The 15,371-nt window shown below is 39.3% G+C and carries 13 protein-coding genes and 2 pseudogenes; 9 read left to right on the top strand and 6 right to left on the bottom strand.

Going from position 1 to position 15,371, the window contains the following annotated elements:
- Positions 1–321 precede the first annotated feature (321 nt).
- Positions 322–660 (top strand): hypothetical protein, encoded by a 339-nt coding sequence (locus tag ACZ42C_RS19730; protein ID WP_461183414.1) that lies wholly within the window; start codon positions 322–324, stop codon positions 658–660.
- Entirely contained in the window at positions 650–1,429 is a 780-nt protein-coding gene (locus tag ACZ42C_RS19725; protein WP_461183415.1) for an ABC transporter substrate-binding protein, read from the top strand. The genes ACZ42C_RS19730 and ACZ42C_RS19725 overlap by 11 nt, the downstream gene beginning before the upstream one ends.
- Before the next feature lie 257 nt (positions 1,430–1,686).
- Here ACZ42C_RS19725 and ACZ42C_RS19720 read toward each other — a convergent pair whose 3' ends face one another.
- The 3 genes from ACZ42C_RS19720 to ACZ42C_RS19710 all read right to left on the bottom strand — a co-directional run bounded on the left by ACZ42C_RS19720 (position 1,687) and on the right by ACZ42C_RS19710 (position 4,411).
- On the bottom strand, positions 1,687–2,853 hold the full coding sequence (locus tag ACZ42C_RS19720) for an MFS transporter (protein ID WP_461183416.1): 1,167 nt from the start codon (positions 2,851–2,853) through the stop codon (positions 1,687–1,689).
- A gap of 51 nt (positions 2,854–2,904) precedes the next feature.
- Positions 2,905–3,159, bottom strand: coding sequence for a glutaredoxin family protein (locus tag ACZ42C_RS19715; protein ID WP_461183417.1), 255 nt, complete (start codon positions 3,157–3,159; stop codon positions 2,905–2,907).
- 67 nt (positions 3,160–3,226) lie between these two features.
- Positions 3,227–4,411 carry a DUF4317 domain-containing protein gene (locus ACZ42C_RS19710; protein ID WP_461183418.1) on the bottom strand — a complete coding sequence of 395 codons (1,185 nt, stop codon included), beginning with the start codon at positions 4,409–4,411 and terminating at the stop codon, positions 3,227–3,229.
- A 173-nt stretch (positions 4,412–4,584) separates the two neighbouring features.
- Here ACZ42C_RS19710 and ACZ42C_RS19705 point away from each other — a divergent pair, with 173 nt between their 5' ends.
- Both ACZ42C_RS19705 and ACZ42C_RS19700 read left to right on the top strand, forming a co-directional pair.
- Positions 4,585–5,142 carry a hypothetical protein gene (locus ACZ42C_RS19705; protein WP_461183419.1) on the top strand — a complete coding sequence of 186 codons (558 nt, stop codon included), beginning with the start codon at positions 4,585–4,587 and terminating at the stop codon, positions 5,140–5,142.
- Between the two features lie 205 nt (positions 5,143–5,347).
- Positions 5,348–5,725 carry a cupredoxin domain-containing protein gene (locus tag ACZ42C_RS19700; RefSeq protein ID WP_461183420.1) on the top strand — a complete coding sequence of 126 codons (378 nt, stop codon included), beginning with the start codon at positions 5,348–5,350 and terminating at the stop codon, positions 5,723–5,725.
- 438 nt (positions 5,726–6,163) lie between these two features.
- Here ACZ42C_RS19700 and resA read toward each other — a convergent pair whose 3' ends face one another.
- Positions 6,164–6,589 carry a thiol-disulfide oxidoreductase ResA gene (gene resA, locus ACZ42C_RS19695; RefSeq protein WP_461183421.1) on the bottom strand — a complete coding sequence of 142 codons (426 nt, stop codon included), beginning with the start codon at positions 6,587–6,589 and terminating at the stop codon, positions 6,164–6,166.
- Positions 6,590–7,182: 593 nt separating this feature from the next.
- Between resA and ACZ42C_RS19690 the strand changes: the two are divergent.
- The 4 genes and pseudogenes from ACZ42C_RS19690 (at position 7,183) to ACZ42C_RS19675 (ending at position 10,957) form a co-directional block, all read left to right on the top strand.
- Positions 7,183–7,824, top strand: a pseudogene (locus ACZ42C_RS19690) (D-alanyl-D-alanine carboxypeptidase family protein).
- 217 nt (positions 7,825–8,041) lie between these two features.
- Positions 8,042–9,628, top strand: a pseudogene (gene istA / locus ACZ42C_RS19685) (IS21 family transposase).
- Positions 9,625–10,395, top strand: coding sequence for an IS21-like element helper ATPase IstB (istB, locus tag ACZ42C_RS19680; RefSeq protein WP_441163746.1), 771 nt, complete (start codon positions 9,625–9,627; stop codon positions 10,393–10,395). The pseudogene istA and the gene istB overlap by 4 nt, the downstream one beginning before the upstream one ends.
- 58 nt (positions 10,396–10,453) lie before the next feature.
- The gene (locus tag ACZ42C_RS19675; protein WP_461183834.1) at positions 10,454–10,957 is read left to right on the top strand and encodes a hypothetical protein; all 504 of its coding nucleotides are present in this window, start codon (positions 10,454–10,456) and stop codon (positions 10,955–10,957) included.
- A 226-nt stretch (positions 10,958–11,183) separates the two neighbouring features.
- On the opposite strand, the gene tnpA is transcribed toward ACZ42C_RS19675, so the two are convergent.
- Positions 11,184–11,654, bottom strand: a complete 471-nt coding sequence (gene tnpA, locus ACZ42C_RS19670) for an IS200/IS605 family transposase (protein WP_461183836.1) — start codon at positions 11,652–11,654, stop codon at positions 11,184–11,186.
- A 908-nt stretch (positions 11,655–12,562) separates the two neighbouring features.
- Between tnpA and ACZ42C_RS19665 the strand changes: the two genes are divergently transcribed.
- The gene (locus tag ACZ42C_RS19665; RefSeq protein WP_461183143.1) at positions 12,563–13,087 is read left to right on the top strand and encodes a CueP family metal-binding protein; all 525 of its coding nucleotides are present in this window, start codon (positions 12,563–12,565) and stop codon (positions 13,085–13,087) included.
- 177 nt (positions 13,088–13,264) lie between these two features.
- On the opposite strand, the gene ACZ42C_RS19660 is transcribed toward ACZ42C_RS19665, so the two are convergent.
- Positions 13,265–15,121, bottom strand: a complete 1,857-nt coding sequence (locus ACZ42C_RS19660) for a copper-translocating P-type ATPase (protein ID WP_461183174.1) — start codon at positions 15,119–15,121, stop codon at positions 13,265–13,267.
- Positions 15,122–15,371 lie beyond the last annotated feature (250 nt).

The raw sequence follows: 15,371 nt of genomic DNA, 5'->3' as shown, positions 1-15,371 counted from the left end.
ACAGAAATCCAGGGCAAACGGGCATTGAGAACACGTCTCAAGGACATTTACAACGGTAATCCAAGGCGATTGGGCGTTGAGAACACGTCTCGGAGACATTTTCAACGGTAATCCTAGGCAAACGGGCAATGAGAACACGTCTCAAGGACTTTTTCAACGGTAATCCTAGGCAATCGGGCATTGAAATCCTTTCTCGAGGACATTCTTCCCGATCACCATCCGGGAAAACAAACTAAACATTCCCTACAGCTTAAAGATCATATGATTCAGTCAACAAATGAGTTATAATATAGGGTAAATTCAATTAAATGGAGGCACCTGATGGCTGAAACGATTTCCATAAGTACATTACAATCATACACAGCAAAGAAATTAAAGAAAAAGATTTTAATTAAAGTGATATGGAATGAGCAGGGAAAGGTAACTTTATTTATCACACCCAATATGAAAATCAGCTCATTTATATTTGATGAAAAAGAGGGCTATTTATTTTATGACCAGGAGGGAAAGCAAGTCAACTACGATATTCCATGCATCTTGGCCCCGGAAAACATTAAAGATGGACAAGTGAAGCTGGATGGCAATCTGCAGATCAATGGATCACCTTTAACCAATGAGGATATAACCTTTTTAAAAGAGGAGGGAGCAAATGGCAAATAAAAAAGTCACCGATCACCTGGGTCGTGAAGTGGAATTTTCCTTTCCGCCGCAGCGGATTATTTCCATCGTACCCGGTATTACAGACATTCTTTATTCCCTGAGACTGGAACATGAAATTGTCGGCAGAACACGCTATTGTATCTATCCAAAAGATAAGGTGGAACAGGCAAAAACCATCGGTGGAACGAAGAGAGTAAAGCGTGATCAAATCAGGGAGCTGAAGCCCGATCTTATTATTGCGGAAAAAGAGGAAAACACAAAAGAAATCGTGGAGCAGCTGGAAAAAGACTTTCCCGTTTACGTCTGTGAAATACAAACGGTAGATGATACATTTAAAATCATTGAAGACCTTGGCGCCATAACAAATCGCCAAACAGAGTCGGAAAAGCTCCAGTCGGAAATTGGAACAGCCATTCAGTCCCTACCATCCGGAAAGGGAAAAAGATTTGCCTACGTCATTTGGCAAAACCCGTATATGGTGGCCGGATCTGATACGTACATTACTTCGCTGTTGGAGAAAATGGGGTTCGTCAATGCATTTTCCGGTTATGAAGGCAGGTACCCGGAAGTATCCGAGGACGATTTCCGAAAAGCTGACTTGGATTATATATTCCTCGCCACCGAACCGTTCCCTTTTCAAGAGAAACATATCCGGCAATTTTCGGAGCTTTTCCCTGATGTTCATGTGATGAGCCTGGATGGGGAGATGTTCTGGTATGGCCCGAGAATGATTGAAGCGGCACCTTATTTTAACAGGGTTTTAACATAAGGAGCATCGATGGAGAGCTGCTCCTTATGTTATATTTGCAGGGTCAGCGACATGCTGTTTGCTTTACTTTAACGCATAGGGCGCTCCTAGACGACCGAACTGATTTTTTTCCTTTGCTTGGGCACTTCATGCGCAACCGAGCGTCCTCTGCTCTTCTTTATCCAGGCGCTTAGAACACTCCCACGGCCTAACAACAGTTGAAGTTTTCACGGACAGTTTATTCAAGTCTGTATGTTAACATAAATACCCAAGCAATTTTAAGGCTGCCCCTCTGCAAGTCTTGTTCTGCTTAAGGAAACCTGGAATAGAATAAAGACAAATACGGACAATAGTATGCCGAAAATGTACGGCAGTCCGATAAATACAGAATACAATACCCCTCCAAGCACCGGACCGATGATTCTGCCCAATGCGTCAAACGAAGACAATGATCCGGTAACCACTCCATATCCGGTCTTTGATTTTTTCGTCAATAATGAGGATACACTTGGCCGGATGACTCCGTTCCCTACTCCGAAGATGGAAAGAAATATAGCCGCCGTAATAAAGTCCTGTATAAACAGGATTAAAGCGAATCCGAGTGCAGATATGATGATCCCCGTCTGGATAATCCGGATTTCCCCGAATTTTTTTGTCAATACCCCCATGGATCCCTGAGCCACAGCACTGGCCAGCCCCATAATCATGAAAATATAGCCCAGTGTGACAGCATCGAGTCCTGCCCTTGCTGCAGCAAAATAAGCAAAGGTTGCCTCCAGGCCGGCTAATGATACGGTAATAAAAAATTGCAGAATATAGAGCGTTGCCAAAGGTCCCCGGAACACATTTGCCAAGGTCGCTTTTTTCCGTGCAGCTGCTTTATTCACCGATACATGAATCGATTCTTTCAGTACAAATAATACGAGAAGCATCGTGAGGAAAGCTACCGTTCCTGCTATGTAAAATGGTGCATCCAGGTTAATATTCGTAAACGTACCGCCAATCGCAGGACCAAAAATAAAACCGAGCCCTGTCGCTGCTCCTATGATCCCCATTCCTTTCCCGCGGTCATTCTCTGTAGTTATATCCGCAACATATGCCATCACTGTCGGCATATTCGCAGCAGATAAAAATCCGCCAATAACCCTGGCAGCGAACAGCATCCATAGCTGTGTGGAAAGAGCCATCATAAAAAAGGAAACAGACAACCCTAAGATACCGATCAAAATAACCGGTTTCCGTCCAATCCGATCGGATATACGGCCCCACATTGGTGCAAAAATAAACTGCATCAGGGAATAAACAGCCATCAGTAATCCGAGTTCTGTCGGGGATGCTCCCAGTTCCTCCGCGTAAAAAGGAAGTACAGGTATAATAATTCCAAAGCCAACCATGACAAGGAACATAACGATAAAAAGAATTGGCAGTACTTTTTTCAGCTTCAATGTGATTCCACCTTAATTTTAGTTCATTCCGAAAGTAATTCTTTGCATACCTTAGTCTGCTTTACTTTCTAAAGCATTTAAAGCCTGTAACATGCGCACAGGATCAAACCCGGAAATCCACTTCCCATCTATATTTGTTTGCGGGACAGTAAGTCTTCTTGTTTTACCAATTAATTTTATCATTACTAATGGATTAATATCTACATTTACTTCTTTATAAGATAGTTCATACGTATCCAGATAATCTTTAACCATGGAGCAAACTGGACAAAAAGTGGATGTATATACAGTTATAGATTGATTCATTTTTTTAACCTCTTTTATTTATACTCCATTCGACATTTTTCGAGCTTTTTCGGGAAGTGACAGGCACCTACTCTTTCACTTTTTCAAATAAAGCTTCGGGGATCATTTCAAACCCTTCTATTTCTGCATTTTCCTCCACTTCCAGCATGAGGCAAAGCTTGCCGTTCAGCTCAACCTGGCGTACATACCTTAAATCCTGCGGGCTTACGGAAATGTCAGCAATTTTCGTCTTGATTTTAATGGACTTGGAGTTATATTTGGGGATGATATTATTCGCTTTGAATTCATATTTTTCATCATCAATAACCGTCTTAAATGCATCCTCCACTTTTTCCGCATCCACATCTTCAACACCACTGCTTTTCAAAACTTTTTCCACATCTCTGTAATCCAGCTTTGGTGTATCGTCCTCTTCCTCATTTTCTTCCATTACTTGATGAATTTCTTCATATACATTGGAAAGAGTGGACGTATTGATTTGATCACCGGTCACTTTTTTCACAATTTCCTCAAAAACTATTTTATCTTCATGTGCCGTCATGATTTCTTCCGCGTTCAGCACTTCCTCCATAAAATGATAACTCGGTTCATTCGCTTTCCCTGCAGAATAAAGCACATGGTTTACATCTGCGGCATTGTCCGTAAAGCAGGGAAATAAAAATCCGGAGATTGGTGCTTTCAAATTAATAATCGGGTCCACCACAAAATTATACTTAAACTCCTTTTGCACATAATCGAAAAGCAGCTCTTTTTTCGGATCCTGTGTTTTATTCATGCTGCACAGGATAAAGGAATGGGAATGAACGTTATCCCGCCCGCTTTCATCATACTCTGCACTGCGGCGTTTCATCGGTTTCATATACTCGCCACGGATAAAAGTGACTACCACATCCATTTCATATTGCTTGTCCTTCAGCATCTTTTCCACCATTTGCAGCATATGTGCTTTCCATTCTTCCGTATCACTGCTTAATAAGCCCTGGTGAAGAATCATCTGGCTGCTGTCTTCTGCATCATGGCGGAATTTCAACTCGAATAGCTTCTGATCAAGCTGGCCGGTCAGCACTTTCTTGAAGTTATCCATAAATAATTCCTTCTGCTCTTCTTCCAGCAACTCAAACGGCAAACTCTGCTGGTGGTAAATCTCGCTGGATTCTTTCATTATGTATACATTATATATTTCATGAATTTTGAGCAGATCATTATTAATTTTAAATTGCTTCTTTATATTTGCGATATCTTTTTTGTTCAATGGGTTTCCTCTCCTAAGTTGATTTTCTGGTTGTCCTCATTTATAACCATTCTTTCATTCTATCATAGTTGCTTTTTCCGTGAGAACTGTTCGTGGGCTGTTTCTCTTTTTGAATATTTCCCACTTCATTATACATATAGTTACATTATATAGGACAAGAAAGGGGTACATATATGGAGTTTTCTTTTTACCTTATTCTTTTAACTGTTGGCTTTCTCTCCATTTTTATTATTGGCAAAATGATTTACCACAGAAAAAAGTTTACCAATATGACAGCGATGATGGCCGCTATGTCCATCGGCATGAGTGTCGGTCTTACAATGGGTGTTATTTTTGGAATATCCATTTCTGATAACTATCTTATGGCTACTATTTTGGGGATAATGGTTGGACTGTCGATTGGGTTCTTGGCAGGTTTACCAATAAGTGCCGTGGCTGTACTTGACGGTATGCTTGCAGGTCTCATGGGTGGCATGATGGGTGCCATGCTTGGGGAAATGATGGCACCAGCAAATTATGAATCTATCATCAACATCATGTTCTTTCTTTTCCTTACCACAATACTCCTTATTTTATACGTTATCGATCAAGAAATAAACAACAAAAAGATGCCATTTTATACAAACCCTTTATTCACCATTTTGCTTTTCGGTGTCACATTTATTTTACTCAATCAATTGGGACCCTTGCTCCCTGATACAGCACCACTTCATAATCATGATCATCACTAGAATAATTTTCTGCAAAGGAAAACCATTGAAATTAACAATCAGTGGTTTTCCTTTTTTATAACAGGGCTGGCAATGATGCTCCTTTTTTATTCAAGGGAAAAGTGAAAGTTCATATATTTGTTTCATTGTCTCCACAGAAAATTGATATTTAGTAACTATCATTGTACTTGAGTTACATAGACAATATGAAATGGAGGTTTTATTTTTGAAGAAAAAATTATTAGCAGCTATCTTTTTGGGTCTCGTATTATTTCTCGCTGCTTGTGGCGGGGATGATACTGAACAGACAGCAGGCGATAATGCTGAAGATAATGCATCTGAGGCCACTCAGATTGAGATGAGTGCATATAACTTTGGATTTGATGAGGAGGAATACACTGTAAATGCAGGTGAAGCAGTTACGATCACATTGACAAATGATGAAGGTATGCACGGAATAGGAATCGATGGGCTGGATGTAAGTATTGAAGGTGATGGAGAAACAACATTTACACCAGATGAGCCGGGAGAGTATACCATTTATTGTAATATCCCTTGTGGCGAAGGGCACGATGATATGGTAGCAACACTGATTGTACAATAAAGCCATTTTAGAACACATAAGCATTTGCTTATGTGTTCTATTATTTCACCGGAAAATTTCAATTGTAAATCCTCTTCATATGCAATACTCCCATTGTCAGGCTTCTGTTAAGGGTTGGCGAGGGTAATATAAAAGTTAAGTTGTTGGAAATATAGTAAAGAAGTAAACGATCACCGTGAGCAAGGAAATTGTTTACTTCTTCTATTATGCATTCATATTACAAATATAACTTATCATCCTTACTATACTAATGCGGTTAGCATACATTTTTTATGAATGTTTTCTCCCCTCTTTGTTATGGTAATATCTCCTGAAAATGACTCTCCAATCTTTCCAGTGTCAACCCTCCAACTACGACCCTTTCAATCCTTCCATCAGGCGCTATGAAGTATGTACTTGGAAGAGGCCCAACTTTATATAGGTCTCTTATTTCTCCGGTTACATCAGGGGAATGGGAAATGTCAGATCATATCTATCTATAAAACGATCAACTACCATTTCTGTACTGTCCAAACTAATGGCAATTATTTCAATCCCTTTCTCTTTATATTCAGGATATAACTCTTCCATATATGGCATTTCTTCTTCACAGGGTTTGCACCAGGTTCCCCAAAAATTCAGCATTACCCCTTTTCCTTTATAATCACTGAGCTGTATCGTTTCAGCGTCATGATTTTTATTAATTTGCTTTAACTTAAAATCAGGTGCCTCATCGCCTTCACGGTATACATTATGATCTGCCTGTAAGTTAGAGACCAACGCTACAATAATAGCTCCTGCTAATATAGCCAGAATGGAAGTTCTGAAGATTAATCGATTCCGTTTTTTGTTTTTTTTATTCTTTTTTCTTTCTTCCAGGTTCACAACAATCACTCCCCCATCCAGAGTTTGTATCTCATTATTTTATATGTTAAGAAACATTCCCTTCCACCTTATAATGATTGTGTGCAGAACGTATGAAGTTTTTATTCCATAACGAGTGTGTCACAATTTTGTCATTAAGCTTTCACTCTTCATTCAGATTATTGTATGAATTTTTTCTATCATCACCTTGTAATGAAGCAGTAATTTCAACTCAAACAACAAATATACACCTAGATCCATTCATTATGCTCCGTTACTCAATGATTCGTCGTCACCAGATCCTTTTTTCCTTCATTTTTTGACGCATTATTACAAAGTTATCAATAAAATTAAGGTTTTTTAACAGCCTGAAATCTGCACAATTTCTTCATATTTCCCCCCTAAAATAAACTGATCATGATTAAGGTTAGTAGAAGCGCCAAAAAGTTAAAATTCTAATCGAAGTACTCTATTGCTTTTGAATATAGTGTGTGCTGCGGGGATGGATTATTGCCGAAAAAGGTACCAACAAAGATATTATATGCAAAGTGATTCCAATACAGCTTTAAACATCGTAACCAACAGGATATAAACATTTTTGGAGGTAGAATGATATGAAAATAGTAATGTTAATTAGTACAGCTTTCGTTATCATCAACGCTCTCATCGTTTCCAAGGCATCTGCTGATCCCGACACCGCTCCCCCATCCCTGTCAAGTGAAGCCGCCATCATGATGGAGGAAAATACCGGGACCGTAATCTATGAAAAGAATGCAAGTACACAAATGTACCCGGCAAGTTTAACTAAAATGGCCACAGCTATCTACGCAATAGAAACAGGGGACCTGGATGAAGATGTAACAGTTAGCAGCAATGCTGTAAACGTAAAAGGAACAACGGTATTTTTAGAAGAAGGGGAAACCATTCCATTAATAAAATTAATATAAGGACTATTAATCAATTCAGGTAATGATGCAGGTGTCGCTATTGCAGAACATATAAGCGGAAGTGTGGAGCAGTTTTCACAAGAATTGAATGCCTATTTAAAAGATGTGATAGGAGTAAAGGACACTAACTTTGTAAATCCCCATGGTCTTTTTGATTCGGAACATGTAACAACTGCTGAAGATTTAGCAGCAATAACAAAATACGCCATACAAAACGAAAAATTTAAAGAAATATTCGGGAAAAGAGAATTGGAATGGAATGGAATGGACGGAGTTGGGATACTACCATTATTACACACCATAAGTTAGTTAAAGGAGAAATACCTTATGAAAATGTAACCGTGTAACTGCTAAACTATAATAGACCATTTCTGCTAGATAAGAATGGACACTTTTTTGGGGGAGTATTTGCATTTGAGAGATGCTGCCCCGGGGAGGGGCAGCATCTCTCAAATGCATCGCGGCGGCCGTTGCCCAATAAAAATTCGCTTCATTACGATATAATCATTTATGTTGATTATATGTAATGGGGGAAAGAGAAAAGGTGGAAATTCTAGAAATGTACATGAAGATCAAGCAATTAAAAGAACAGGGATTTAAGATACGGCGAATTGCCAGAAAGCTTGGAGTATCAAGGACAACAGTGTATAAATACCTGGAGAAGTCACCGGAGGAAATTACGGAGTGGATGGCATCCACCAAAACGCGAGCCAGGAAATTGGATCCATATGAAATGCTTATTCACACGTGGCTTAGTGAACATCCTGACCTTTCGGCATCACAGATCCATGACTGGCTGAAGGAGAGATTTCCCAAGTTAGTCGTTGGAGACAGCACAGTGAGAAGTTATGTCAAAGACCTTAGAAATAAGTATGATATTCCTAAAACAGAGCCTAAACGTGTCTATCAAGCTATTCCTGATCCGCCAATGGGCGAACAGGCGCAAGTTGATTTTGGGGAAACAAAACAGAAAACGTCTCAAGGAAAGGTAATCAAGCTATACTTTATCAGTTTCGTGCTTTCGCACTCCAGATATAAATATGTAGAGTGGTTGGACAGGCCATTTACCACAAAAGATGTGATTCAAGCGCATGAACATGTATTTCAGTATTATGGCGGCATCCCCTATGAACTTGTCTATGACCAGGATTCCCTGCTCGTGGTGAGTGAGAATGCAGGTGATTTAATACTGACAAGTGAGTTCCAGGCTTACCGCGATGAGCGTAAACTTAAATTTTTTATCTGTAGGAAAGCCGATCCGGAGAGCAAAGGGAGAATTGAAAATGTGGTTGGCTTTGTAAAGAAAAACTTCGCCAGAAACCGAGTATTTCAACACATAGACAAATGGAATGATGATTGCTTAGCATGGCTGGAGAGAACAGGAAATGGGAACGTGCATAATACAACAAAAAAGAGACCGGCTGAAGTGTTCAAATTAGAGAAGCAACACCTCAGACCAGTCACCAAAGAAATTCATATAACAAGTATTGCCTCAAGTATAACAAGAACGGTGCGAAAGGACAATACGATTATGTATGAATCCAATCGCTAATCGGTTCCTCTTGGTACCTATGAAAAAAATAAAGTGGTCATTATCGAGGTAACAGATGGAAACCGTTTAGTTATACGAGAGCAATCGGATGGGCCGATTATTGCAGATCATCTCATTTCTACTGAAAAAGGGAAACTTATACAGGCTACCCAACATATGCGGGATCGTTCCAAAGGCATTCCAGCTTATATTGCCACTGTTTCCGAAGGGTTTGAGGATAAGGAAACAGCCACGGCTTTCCTGGAGGAGATTCAACAAAGATATCCGCGTTATGTGAGAGATCAGTTAAAGATGGTATTAAAAGCTTCTCAGTCGGTGGATCAAGCCATCCGAAACGAAGCGTTATCAGAATGTGTAAAGCGCGGATTATACAGCGCAACAGAGTTTCGTGATGTGGTGGCATTCGTTCAGCGGCAGCATCCATCCGATTCCGACCAAACAGCTGCAAGTGAGGAAATCAAAACACTGCATTACGTTGATCCGGCATTATTAAACACAAAGGCAGAGACAAGGGAATTGGATCGCTATTTAAATGTGTTAAAAGAAGGTGTAACGGTATGAAATATTCTCTTGAACAGTTACAACAACAACTTCGTTCTTTAAGGCTATCAGAGACGGCAGCACATTTGCCTTCTCTGATTCAGCAAGCTGAATCAGAAGATTGGACATACCGGACTTTCTTACATCATCTAACTGCATATGAACAGAAACGCCGCGAAGAGAAACAAATTGAAAAACGTTTGAAATGGGCAGCATTCCCTACTTACAAAACGATAGAGGCGTTTGAGTTGGATGAACAACAATCCTTAAGCAAAAAACAGCTCCAGCAACTAACCGAGTTTACATGGCTGGACCAGCTGTACAATTTAATTATTTTGGGCCCTCCGGGCGTGGGGAAAACTCACTTGGCAACGGGATTAGGAATAGAAGCAATCCACCAGGGTTATAAGGTTGCCTTTATATCCATGGGTCAACTTATTCATACGTTAAAGACGGAGGAAGTTACAAGAAAGTCCCAGACAAGGATGAAACGCATCCGGGGCGCCAATCTCGTCATCATTGATGACTTAATGTTCATGGCAATGGATACACGGGAAGCAAATCTATTCTTTCACCTGATCAACGACCTTTATGACAAGGCGTCAGTAATATTAACATCAAATAAAGGGCCGAATGAATGGGGAGAATTATTAGGAGATCCCGGACTAACAACAGCCATCCTGGACAGACTTTTACACCGTGCAGAAGTACTTCATTTTCAAAATGATGACAGTTATCGGATGAAACATCGTTCTTCCATTTTTATGGAAAAAAGTGTCCAGAATTAATTAGCAAAAAGTGTCCATTTTCACTTGACGGTTACAAACCGGCGGAAAAAATGGATTTGTGAGTAAATCAGGCCACACATTAGCAACAACAGCTGAACAAGAAGGTTTAAGCTTAATCGTTATAACGTTGAACAGCAATATGAAAAACGAAGCTTATGACGACACGATCAATCTATTAAATTATGGATTTGAGAATTACACAACCTCATACATTGAGGAGGGAACAGAATTCACGCTAGACAATGCAGAATACCTGATTCCCAAAACCATTGCCTATGTTGAACCGCTCAACGATGACAAGATAAAAAAGCGGGTAGATGAGGACGGAACGCTAAATATTGTCAATCAAGATGATGTTGTCGTAGGTTCCTATATGCTTGAAAAAAATAATAACGAAAATAAAACTGCAAATGCCGCAAATCCAGATATAAATTCACAAGCAAGTAATGAAGTAAAAACAGAAAAAGCTTCTGACTATAATTATATATATGCAGTCCTGGGTGTTATCCTGGCAGCCATCATTATATTTGGAATCATATATCGTCAAACTCGTAAGATGTAATATTCTTTAACCAGCAAGGAGATCGTTCCATGTTGAATGTCTTTGTTTTTCAAAAAATAGATATTACGATCATGGCAACTAAAGAAATACGTTAATCAAAACCACCAGTGTGAACTGGTGGTTTGCTCTGCGGCTGAAAGCCTATGTTACCGGCCTCGGCCTAAAAGGCCCACTGAATGGGTTTCCCTTTTGCACCACACTTACTCACTGATTCTTAAAGAATCTCTTATTTCTTTTTATTTTTCTTACCGGTGAACGGATCAAATTCTTCAAATAATGTTAATTGATCGCTCATGTAATCCTCCCTAAGCTGATTTCGTATATACTCTTGAATTTGATTTTTATTTCTTCCCACCGTATCCACAAAGAATCCTCGACACCAGAATTTTCGATTACCATATCTATACTTTAAATTCGCATGACGGTCAAAGATCATTAAACTACTTTTACCTTTTAAGTATCCCATGAATTGAGACACACTCAATTTTGGTGGTATACTAACTAACATATGAATGTGGTCTTTGCATGCATTTGCTTCGTGTATTTCAACGCCTTTTCTTTCGCAGAGTTCTCTGATTATTTCTCCTATACTTCTTTTATATTTTCCATATATGATTTGTCTTCTATATTTTGGTGCAAAAACTATATGGTACTTACATCTCCACTGCGTGTGTGCTAAACTATTCTTGTCCTTCATTGGACGTGCCTCCTTCTATGGTGAGATTTTGGTGGTCGGGAAACCTACCTAATCTTACCATGAAGCGAGGCTTTTTTTGACCCCACGCTAGAAGCTCTCTGGAACCCCCGGCATAGCCGGGGGTTTTCAAAGATCATAATAAAAATAGAACTATCCATTTGGATAGTTCTATTTTTTGACGATTCGACTAATATGTTAGGGGGATATTAGTCTAAAATTTACACATACTTCTTGACGGAACCATTGTATATTTGCAGATAGGAGATGTTTATCTATTTATTCCTTATGTTAAATATACAAATAAGTTATCCATTATTTATCAAGGAATTGTTACAAAAAAATGAAGATGAATATGCTGCCCTTTCGATAATAATAAAGCCTATTACTTTATTCTGAATGAAACATTTTCTCAAACATCTTTCAATAAATCTTGACAATTTATGCACATATTCCCTTTATAATGAAAATAGTCTGTGTTTACATACTTTAGTGTGAGGGAGGGACAGTAGCTCACTAAAGCCATTAAATTTTTTTCTATAACAGCTTTTTAGAAATTTAACTAGGAGATTATTGTAAAAAATTACTTATTTGAGTAGTAATGACGATGCTGACCAGTTTGCTGTCGATCATTTCATGGAACTGAAGAATAATCACAAAATTATACCCTTGTTACAAGGGTTTTGCCGGTAAGAGGGGTAAAACCTGACTTAAATAAACATATTTATAGCTTTTGGCGCCGTTTTTCTTTATTTTATGGGAGTAGCATTATTCTTTGACTGGATGACAAAGTTAACATCTTTTCTGGCCGGATGGTTTGGATTTTAAGGTTTCTAAACATTCCACACTTGTAAACAATCGTATTATAAAATATATAAATCTTTTATACTGAAAAAGGAGTGGAAACATTAATGAAAAAAGGCTTATTGGCAGTAATTGGGTTATCACTTCTCTTCATAGCAGCAGCTTGTAGTGATAATACATCAAATGAAGAAGTGGCAGAGGACATCAAGCAAACCGTCCAGGACTACAGTATTGGAAATTATGATGATGTATCTGCTTCGATAACCTCTGAAGAACTTATTGTAATGGATAGTCATGACAATGTAGAGGCAACTTATGGACTCCCTGAAGAAGAATTTTTTGTATCCATTGCACCATTTGTGGAGACAACACACCCTTGCGCGGATCATAGTCTAACAGGCTGCCAGGGTGAATTAACAGAAAAAGATTTTGATGTGCATATTGAAGATGAGGAAGGTAACGTAATTGTTGATGAAACTATAACATCATTCGAAAATGGATTTATGGATTTTTGGTTAGATCGTGATAAAACATATAATGTGAAGATCCAATATGACGGAAAAACTTCTGAAGCAGAAATTTCAACTTTTGAAGGCGACAATACTTGTATAACAACAATGCAACTTTCTTAGCCTTATTGTTAAGGTAACAGAGAGTGAAATAAGTGACTTCATTTTATACGTATTAGCCGGGACGCATTAAAGAGATAAGTCCCGGCTGTTTTATTTTTCATTCATGCTTAATAGTAAAATACTCAAGTAATTGTACCATTAATACTTGGGTTTAAGAGTTATTATTTAACTATCACTTTATGCTTTTAACAACCTTGCATTAATCGCAACAATGATCGTACTCAAACTCATCAATACCGCACCGGCTGCTGGACTCAATACGATTCCAATAGGAGCTAAAACACCCGCAGCGAGTGGGATTGCAAAGATGTTATACCCTGTTGCCCACCAGAGGTTTTGTACCATTTTACGGTAAGTTTTTCTGGACAAATCCATCAAGGACACGACATCGTTAGGATTGCTCTTCACCAGCACTACGTCTGCAGTTTCCATGGCTACATCCGTACCTGCCCCAATAGCAATCCCCAAGTCAGCTGTTGCTAATGCAGGTGCATCATTAACACCATCACCAGTCATAGCAACCTTCCAGCCCTTTTTCTGGATCTCCTTCACTTGATTTGCTTTATCATCTGGTAATACTTCTGCATAAACTTCATCTATTCCTAATTGTTTTGCCACCCAATTTGCCACTTTTTTATTATCACCTGTAAGCATAATTGAATGGATGCCATTTTCTCTTAAAGTTGTGATTGCCTCTTTGGCTGTATCACGAACTATGTCTGCAAGCGAGACCATACCGATCAATTCATCTTCAAGCAGGACAAATACTACTGTTTTTCCTTCTTCAGACATCTTATTAAATACTTGTTTATCGTAACTTAAGTTATTGTTGTCTACGTATCCTGGACTAACTACATTGACTTTCTTTCCATCTACTTTCCCTTGAATACCTTTTCCAGTTATCGACTCAAAATCGGTTACTTTTCCTAATGATATTCCTTTATCCTTGGCTGCTTTAACAATCCCGGCTGCAATTGGGTGTTCAGAGTTTTGCTCAATGCTTGCAGCAAAATTCAAAATTTCTTCTTCACTATACGCTCCATTTGATATTATATCGGTCACACCGAACTCCCCTTTTGTCAGTGTTCCCGTCTTATCAAAAACAACGGCGTTCAAATTGCGTGCGCCTTCAAAGTTAGCACGATTACGGATTAACAGCCCTTTTTTCGCTGAAATTGTTGTAGAAACAGCTACAACAAGAGGTGATGCTAACCCAAGTGCATGAGGGCAAGTAATAACCATGACAGTTACCATACGTTCAATAGCCACATGAACAGGATAACCTAATAGTAACCAAATAATTAATGTCGCAAAACCAGCTACCAGCGCTAAATAAAATAACCATTTAGCTGCCCGGTTTGTTAAATCCTGTGTTTTGGACTTTGATTCCTGTGCTTCTTTAACCAACGTGATAACCTGTGATAAATAGGATTCTTCACCGGTTTTCTCTACTTGAATTGTAAGCGAACCTTCGCTGTTAACAGAACCGCCGATTACTTCATCGCCGGTAAACTTCTCGACCGGTACGGATTCCCCTGTAAGCATGGATTCATCTACTGCTGATTTTCCATCCACAATCGTACCGTCAACCGGAATTTTCTCCCCCGGTTTAACAAGAACCCGATCTTTATTTTTCAATTTCGTCACAGGCACATCCTCTACCTGATCGTTTTCATCCAATCTATGTGCTTCACTTGGCATTAGCTTAACAAGCTGCTCAAGCGCATTGGATGCCCCCATTACCGACCGCATTTCAACCCAATGGCCTAACAGCATAATAACAACCAATGTTGCCAATTCCCAGTACAGCTGATGCCCGTCCCAGCCAAAAACTACAAGCGTACTATATACATAGGCAATCGTAATAGCTAAGGCAATCAGCGTCATCATACCCGGGTTCTTTGATTTCAACTCATCAATTGCACCGGTTAAAAATGGCCAGCCTCCATAGAAGAATACAATAGTAGATAGCACAAGTAAAATATACATATCGCCGGTGAAACGCCAATCAACACCAATAAAGCCCTGGATCATTGGAGATAATGCGAGAATAGGAATGGTAAGGATTAAAGAAATAAAGAAGCGTTTCTTAAAGTCATCCACCATATCGCCGTGGTCGTGATGACCATGACCTCCATCACCATGGTGGGTGTGTCCTTCGTGGTGATGATTGTGATGGTCATGATGTTTGTGGTGGTCATGTTCTCCGTGGTGGTCATCTCCATCTGTTGTCTGATGGTCATGCTTGTGGTGATGGTGCTCATCCTGGTTATGTTTGTGATTA

This window comes from Virgibacillus kimchii (assembly GCF_055379185.1).
This window is presented reverse-complemented; position numbering and strand designations above follow the sequence as displayed.